Annotated in this window: 5 protein-coding genes; 3 read left to right on the top strand and 2 right to left on the bottom strand. The window is 63.1% G+C overall.

Annotation, left to right across the window (positions count from 1 at the left end; translation table 11 throughout):
* Positions 1–38: 38 nt before the first annotated feature.
* Both PMI28_RS25740 and PMI28_RS25745 read right to left on the bottom strand, forming a co-directional pair.
* On the bottom strand, positions 39–1,376 hold the full coding sequence (locus PMI28_RS25740; RefSeq protein WP_007982274.1) for a lysine N(6)-hydroxylase/L-ornithine N(5)-oxygenase family protein: 1,338 nt from the start codon (positions 1,374–1,376) through the stop codon (positions 39–41).
* A 146-nt stretch (positions 1,377–1,522) separates the two neighbouring features.
* Positions 1,523–2,005: a sigma-70 family RNA polymerase sigma factor gene (locus tag PMI28_RS25745; RefSeq protein WP_007982273.1), complete on the bottom strand. Its 483-nt coding sequence runs from the start codon at positions 2,003–2,005 to the stop codon at positions 1,523–1,525.
* A gap of 396 nt (positions 2,006–2,401) precedes the next feature.
* On the opposite strand from PMI28_RS25745, the gene PMI28_RS25750 reads away from it, so the two are divergent.
* From PMI28_RS25750 to PMI28_RS25760, 3 genes are read left to right on the top strand one after another with little or no spacing between them, the layout of a single operon-like run.
* Positions 2,402–3,574: an efflux RND transporter periplasmic adaptor subunit gene (locus tag PMI28_RS25750; RefSeq protein ID WP_007982271.1), complete on the top strand. Its 1,173-nt coding sequence runs from the start codon at positions 2,402–2,404 to the stop codon at positions 3,572–3,574.
* Complete coding sequence (locus PMI28_RS25755) at positions 3,575–5,548, top strand: MacB family efflux pump subunit (protein ID WP_007982269.1); 1,974 nt, start codon at positions 3,575–3,577, stop codon at positions 5,546–5,548.
* 7 nt (positions 5,549–5,555) lie between these two features.
* Complete coding sequence (locus tag PMI28_RS25760) at positions 5,556–6,950, top strand: efflux transporter outer membrane subunit (protein ID WP_007982267.1); 1,395 nt, start codon at positions 5,556–5,558, stop codon at positions 6,948–6,950.
* Positions 6,951–6,977: the final 27 nt, after the last annotated feature.

Genomic DNA, 6,977 nt, shown 5'->3' with positions numbered 1-6,977 from the left:
GCTTGCTCGCGAAGAGGGCCTTACAGACGCCACAAATCTCAGCTGGCAGTCGCCAACAACAGATCCACCACCGACCGGCCATGCCCGCGATGCTTGCCATGCTCATACAAAGAGCCGGCAATTTCATCGGCACGAATCGGCAGGATCGACAGCAAGGTGTCGCTCAGCCCATGGCTGGCCTGACAGAAGCCCTGCATGTAGAGACCGGCCTTGCAGCGTTCATCGGTGATCAGTTTGTAGTGGCGATCGACCTCGAAGTCACCCAGGTACTCCTCCAGCGGCGCCAGCAGTTTGCGGTGCATCTGCCGCTCGTAACCGGTGGCCAGGACCACGGCGTCGTAGTGACGAACCGAGACTTCACCGGTGGCGTTGTTGCGCAACACCAGTTCGATACCACGTTCGTTGGCTGTGGCTTTTGAGAGGGTGGTCAGGGTGTGGAACGCATGGCGAGCGATGCCCGAGACTTTCTGCCGGTAGAAGATGCCGTAGATGCGCTCGATCAGATCGATGTCCACCACCGAGTAGTTGGTGTTGTGGTACTCGTTCACCAGTCGCTCGCGCTCGCTGTCGGGCTGCTGGAACACCAGGTCGGTGAACTCCGGCGAGAACACTTCATTGACGAAGGGGCTGTCGTCGGCTGGCTTCAGTGCCGAGCCGCGCAGGATCATGTCGACCTGCACCGACGGGAAGCTGTCGTTCAAATCGATGAAGGCTTCCGCCGCGCTCTGCCCGCCACCGATGATCGCAATGCGCATCGGTCGGTTGTCCACGCACGGCTGTTTGGCCATCTGCGCCAGGTACTGGGAATGGTGGAACACCCGGCCGTCATCCTTGAGTGCCTTGAACACTTCGGGAATGCGCGGCGTGCCACCGGCGCTGACCACCACCGAACGGGTGGTGCGCACCTGTTGATGCCCGCTCGCATCGCGGGAAATCACCCGCAGCGCCTCGACCTGATGGTTGTGCAGCACCGGCTCGATGGTCAGCACCTCTTCGCCGTAGCGGCTTTGCCCGGTGAACTGCCCGGCGACCCAGCGCAGGTAGTCGTTGTACTCCATGCGACACGGATAGAAGGTGCCCAGGTTGATGAAGTCCACCAGGCGCCCGTGGGCCTTGAGGTAATTGACGAACGAGTAAGGGCTGGTCGGATTGCGCAGGGTCACCAGGTCCTTGAGGAAGGAAATCTGCAACTCGCTCTGGGTCACCAGGGTGTTGCCGTGCCAGCGGTAGTCGGCCTGTTTGTCTAGAAACAGCACATCCAGTTCGCCCTGGCTCGCCCCGCGTTCTTGCAGCGCGATGGCCAGTGCCAGGTTCGACGGGCCGAAACCGACGCCGATCAGGTCGTGAACGAGGGGCGATGCAATTGCCTGTGTCATTTCCAGTGTCCTCTGGATGTTCCCCTCAAAAACAGGGCATTGAACCTAAGTAACCTGACCGGCCAAGGGCCGCACAACAGGTCGTCTGTTGAGTAGGAACGAGGACAATGAAACAAAATTTAACGAGGTTTGATGAGTCCGGGGGATCAGTGGCCATCCCACTGACGCATCCGCACACGGCAATGCTTCATGGCATTGACGATGTGCTTTTCGACCAGTGCACGGGAAATACCCAGTTGCTCGGCGATTTGCGGATGGGACAAGCCCTCGATCTTGCGCAACAGGAAGCTCTCGCGGCACAGCCGTGGCAGCTCCGACAAAGCACGCTGGAGCATGTCCAGGCGCTGGCCGTGATCGAGCACCTTGTGCGGCGAGGGCGTGAAGTAGCGTTCTTCGCTGTCGAGCACCTCCAGCGGTTCGGCGCGACGCAAGGCGTTGCGCCGGTGGTCATCGATGACCAGATTCAATGCGGTGCGATACAGGAATGCGCGGGGCTGCTCGATCGGCGCTTCGCTGGTGCGTTCCAGCACGCGCAGATAAGCGTCATGAACCACATCTTCGGCCGCCTGGCGGTTGCCCAGCCTGGCGTTCAGGAAACACACCAGCTCACGATAGTAGTTTTCCAACATGACTCCCGTCCGCACAGGGGCGCGGTTTCTATCCTTGAGCCGTTTCGGCGACCGCTGAATCACGCAGTGGCACGATAGTGGCAGTTCGAGTCGCGTAATTTATAGTAATTCTCATATAGATTTAAAGTACTGCGTCGCCTTGCCCGATAAATAGTGCTGGTCTATGTGGGAGCGGGCTTGCTCGCGAAGGCGGTGCATCAGGCAACATAAATGATGAATGTGCCGGCCTCTTCGCGAGCAAGCCCGCTCCCACATTAGATTGTGTCAGCGCCTAAATTCCGCGCCCGGTTCATCGTTTACAGGACATCTCCCCGTCCCTGCCCGGCCCTGCCGGCAGTGTTCAGCCATCGACTCGCCGCTGAACGACGGGCCGATTTCCCCAGGCCGGAACCCTGCATGAAACGTCCCCGACAGACCCGACGCGCCCTGTTTGCAGCACTTTGTCTGATCCCCGTGGTTGCCGTCGCCGCCTGGCAGTTCATCCCGCCGGGCCGCGACCAGTTCGCCACCGTCCAGGTCAGCCGCGCCGACATTGAAAGCAGCGTCACCGCATTGGGCACCCTGCAACCGCGGCGCTATGTCGACGTCGGCGCCCAGGCGTCCGGGCAGATCCACAAGATCCACGTGGAAGTCGGGGATGTGGTCAAGGAAGGTCAGTTGCTGGTGGAAATCGACCCGTCCACGCAACAGGCCAAACTCGATGCCGGGCGCTTCTCCATCGAAAACCTCAAGGCGCAGCTGCAGGAGCAACGGGCGCAATACCAGCTGGCCCGGCAGAAATACCAGCGCCAACAGAACCTCGCCGCCGCCGGCGCCACCCGTGAAGAAGATGTGCAGACCGCCCAAGCGGAACTGCGCGCCACCCAGGCACGGGTCGACATGTTCCAGGCGCAGATCCGCCAGGCCCAGGCCAGCCTGCGCAGCGACCAGGCCGAGTTGGGCTACACGCGGATTTATGCACCAATGGCTGGCACAGTGGTGGCGCTGGATGCCCGCGAGGGCCAGACCCTCAACGCCCAACAGCAGACACCGCTGATTTTGCGCATCGCCAGGCTGTCGCCGATGACCGTGTGGGCAGAGGTCTCGGAGGCCGACATCGGCCACGTCAAACCCGGCATGCACGCCTGGTTCACCACCTTGAGCGGCGGCACCCGGCGCTGGACCAGCACCGTGCGGCAAATCCTCCCCGTGCCGCCCAAGCCGCTGGACCAGACCAGCCAGGGCAGCGGCAGCCCCGCCAGCAGCAGCAAAAGCGGGAGTGCCCGCGTGGTGCTGTACACCGTGTTGCTGGACGTCGACAACGCCGATAACGCGCTGATGGCAGAAATGACCACCCAAGTGTTTTTCGTCGCCGATCAGGCGAAGAACGTCCTGACCGCGCCCATCGCCGCCCTGCAAAGCGGCGCCGAGGCTGATCGCCAAACTGCCCAAGTCGTCGCCAAAAACGGCGACATCCAGCAACGCAATGTCCGTACCGGCATCAGTGATCGCCTGCGCGTACAGATCCTCGACGGCCTGCAGGAAGGCGATCATCTGTTGATCGGTCCGGCCGACGGGAGTGGCGGCTGAATGCACACGCCCCTGATCGACCTTTCGGACATCCGCAAAGCCTACGGCGGTGGCGACGCGCCTGAAGTTCACGTGTTGCGCGGCATCGACCTGTCGATCCATGCCGGCGAGTTCGTGGCGATTGTCGGCGCCTCCGGCTCCGGCAAGTCGACGCTGATGAACATCCTCGGCTGCCTCGACCGCCCGACCTCGGGTGAATACCGCTTCGCCGGGGAAAACGTCGCGGCCCTCGACAGTGACGAGTTGGCCTGGCTGCGTCGCGAAGCCTTTGGTTTTGTGTTCCAGGGTTATCACCTGATTCCGTCCGGCTCGGCCCAGGAAAACGTCGAAATGCCGGCGATCTACGCAGGTACCCCGGCCGCCGAACGCCACGCCCGCGCCGCCGCCCTGCTCGACCGCCTCGGCCTGGCTTCGCGCACCGGCAACCGTCCGCATCAACTCTCGGGCGGGCAACAGCAACGGGTGTCGATTGCCCGCGCCTTGATGAATGGCGGCCACATCATCCTTGCCGACGAACCCACCGGCGCCCTCGACAGCCACAGTGGCGCCGAGGTCATGGCCCTGCTCGACGAACTGGCGAGCCAGGGCCACGTGGTGATCCTCATCACTCACGACCGCGAAGTGGCCGCCAGGGCCAAACGCATCATCGAGATCCGCGACGGCCTGATCATCAGCGACAGTGTCAGGGACAACCCCGTCGCGCAAATTTCGGCCAACCCCGGCGCCCTGCAAGCGGTAGACCTGCGCAAGCGCCTGAGCGAAGGCGCTGAAGCGACTGGCGCCTGGAAAGGTGAATTGGTGGATGCCGTGCAAGCGGCGTGGCGAGTGATGTGGATCAACAAGTTTCGCACCGCGTTGACCCTGCTCGGGATCATCATCGGCGTCGCCTCGGTGGTGGTGATGCTGGCCGTGGGCGAAGGCAGCAAGCGCCAGGTGATGGCGCAGATGGGCGCGTTCGGTTCCAACATCATTTACCTCAGCGGCTCGGCGCCCAATCCGCGCACGCCAATGGGTATTGTCACGCTGGATGAAGTCGCGGCGATTGCCAGCTTGCCCCAGGTCATGCGGATCATGCCGGTCAACGGCCAGGAGGCCGGGGTGCGCTTCGGCAACCTTGATCACATGAGCTACGTCGGTGGCAACGACACCAATTTCCCGGCGATCTTCAACTGGCCGGTGGTCGAAGGCAGCTACTTCACCCACGCCGATGAACAGAACGCCGCGGCGGTCGCGGTGATCGGGCACAAGGTGCGGACCAAGTTGCTCAAGGACGTGGCCAACCCGATCGGTCAGTACATCCTGATCGAAAACGTACCCTTCCAGGTGGTCGGCGTGCTCGCGGAAAAAGGCGCCAGCTCCGGCGACTCCGACAGCGACGACCGCATCGCCATCCCCTACTCCGCCGCGAGCGTGCGCCTGTTCGGCACGCACAATCCCGAGTACATCGCCATCGCAGCCGCCGACGCGCGCAAGGTCAAGGAGACCGAAAAGGCCATCGAACAATTGATGCTGCGCCTGCACGACGGCAAGCACGATTTCGAACTGACCAACAACGCGGCGATGATCCAGGCCGAGGCGCGCACGCAAAACACCCTGTCGCTGATGCTCGGCTCGATTGCCGCGATTTCGCTGCTGGTGGGCGGGATCGGCGTGATGAACATCATGCTCATGACCGTGCGCGAACGTACCCGCGAGATCGGTATTCGCATGGCCACCGGTGCCCGCCAGCGCGACATCCTGCGCCAGTTCCTCACTGAAGCGGTGATGCTTTCGGTGGTGGGCGGCCTCACCGGGATTGCCCTGGCACTGATCGTCGGTGGCGTGCTGATTTTTAGCGAAGTCGCTGTCGCATTCTCCTTGATAGCGGTGCTGGGCGCCTTCGGTTGCGCCTTGGTCACCGGTGTTGTTTTCGGCTACATGCCGGCCCGCAAAGCTGCCCGACTCGACCCGGTCACGGCCCTTACCAGTGAATGATCGATTGATGAAGCCGCCACTCAGTGTGTTAACCCTGTGCCTGTTGCTCAGCGCCTGCGGCAGCCCGGCCCAGCGCCCCGACAGCGGCATTGAGCCTGCGGCCACCTGGCAATCGCCGCACACCGTCGGTGCAGCCCACGACAACCAACAATGGTGGAACCGCTTCGGCAGCCCGCAACTGGGTCGCCTGATCGAACAGGCGCGGCTCGGCAGTTACGATTTGGCCGCCGCCATCGCCCGGGTGCGCCAGGCCCGGGCCGACACGGTCATCGCCGGCGGCTCGCAACTGCCGGAGGTCAAGGCCGAGGCCAATGCCAATCGCCAGAAGCTGCTGCGTGGCAGCGGCTACAGTCAGCTCGACGCCGACAGCGATAACGACGCCGTCGACTACTTCACTGCGAACCTGACTGCCAGCTACGAAATCGACTTCTGGGGTGGTCAACGGGCCAGCCGCGACAGCGCGCAATCAAGTCTGAAAGCCAGCGAGTTCGATCAGGCCACCGTGGAGCTGACGCTGCTCAGCGGTGTCGCCAATGGCTACGTGCAAGCCTTGTCGTTGCAGGAGCAGAGCCGCATCGCCGGGTTGAACCTGGCCAATGCGCAAAGCGTGTTGAATCTGGTGCAGATCCGCTTCGATTCGGGTTCGGCCACGGCCCTGGAACTGGCGCAGCAAAAAAGCCTGGTGGCGGCGCAGCAACGCCAGTTGCCGCTGGTGCAGCAACAGGCCGAGGATGCGCGGATCAGCCTCGCCGCCCTGCTCGGCCGCCCGGTTCAGGCTCTGGCGTTGGGCCAGGAACGTTTCGATCAACTGACCTGGCCGGCGATTGACGCCGGGGTGCCCAGCCTGTTGCTCAGTCGCCGCCCGGACATTGCCCGGGCCGAGGCGCAACTGGCCGCCGCCCAGGCCGACGTCAGCGTCGCCCGCGCCGCGATGCTGCCGACCGTGACCCTCACCGCCGAATTCGGCTCCGGCGCCGACCGGGCCGACGACATTCTGCGCAGCCCCTTCTACAACCTCACCGCCGGACTGCTCGCGCCGGTATTCAACAACGGTCGCCTCGGCGCCCAGCGCGACAAGGCCACGGCGCGCCAGGAAGAACTGCTGGAGATCTATCGCGGCGCAATCATCAATGGCTTCGCCGACGTCGAAAAAGCCCTCAACAGCATTCGCGGACTGGATGAACAGCGCCAATGGCAGAGCGAAGAATTGAGCCAGGCACAAACCGCGTTCAACATCGCGCAAAGCCGCTATCGGGCCGGGGCCGAGGATTTGCTGACGGTGCTGGAAACACAGCGCACGCTGTATGCAGCACAGGATTTGAACGTGCAACTGCGCTTGTCACGGATGCAGGCGAGCATTGCGTTGTACAAGGCGTTGGGTGGGGGGTGGCAGGTTCTTTAATTGCGGTGCCAGTCAGGACGCCTTCGC

This window comes from Pseudomonas sp. GM48, from assembly GCF_000282335.1.
Taxonomy (GTDB): Bacteria; Pseudomonadota; Gammaproteobacteria; order Pseudomonadales; family Pseudomonadaceae; genus Aquipseudomonas.
Note: the sequence above shows the minus strand (reverse complement) of the source record. Positions and strands in the feature narration are given on the sequence as shown.